The organism is Pyxidicoccus trucidator, from assembly GCF_010894435.1.
Classification (GTDB): Bacteria; Myxococcota; Myxococcia; order Myxococcales; family Myxococcaceae; genus Myxococcus; species Myxococcus trucidator.
Map to the genome: position 1 here is coordinate 1 of NZ_JAAIXZ010000128.1, position 380 is coordinate 380.

Sequence of the window (380 nt, forward strand, 5' to 3'; positions counted from 1 at the left end):
CGGAGCGCACCGGCTGCATCGCGTGCGGCGGCTGCATGCTCGGCTGTCGCCACGGCGCGAAGAACACGCTGGACCGGAACTACCTCCACCTCGCGGAGAAGCGCGGCCTCACGCTGCACGCCGACACCGAGGCGACGTGGGTGCGCCCGCTGCCGGAGGGGGGCTACGAGGTGGAGGCGCGCCAGGGCACCGGCCTGTTCTCCCGGAAGACGCTGCGCTTCACCGCGCGCAACGTCGTCTTCGCCGGGGGCGTGCTGGGCACCGTGGACCTGCTGCTGCGCTTGAAGGAGCGTCCGGACGGACTGCCCCGGCTGTCGGAGCGACTGGGTGACAGCGTGCGCACCAACTCCGAGGCCCTGGTGGGCATCGTGAGTGGGCAC

1 protein-coding gene is annotated in these 380 nt (G+C 72.4%); it reads left to right on the forward strand.

Annotated features, from left to right (window positions below):
* Positions 1 to 380: GMC family oxidoreductase N-terminal domain-containing protein (locus G4D85_RS48725; RefSeq protein ID WP_205526048.1), on the forward strand; the 380-nt coding region annotated here is incomplete at both ends.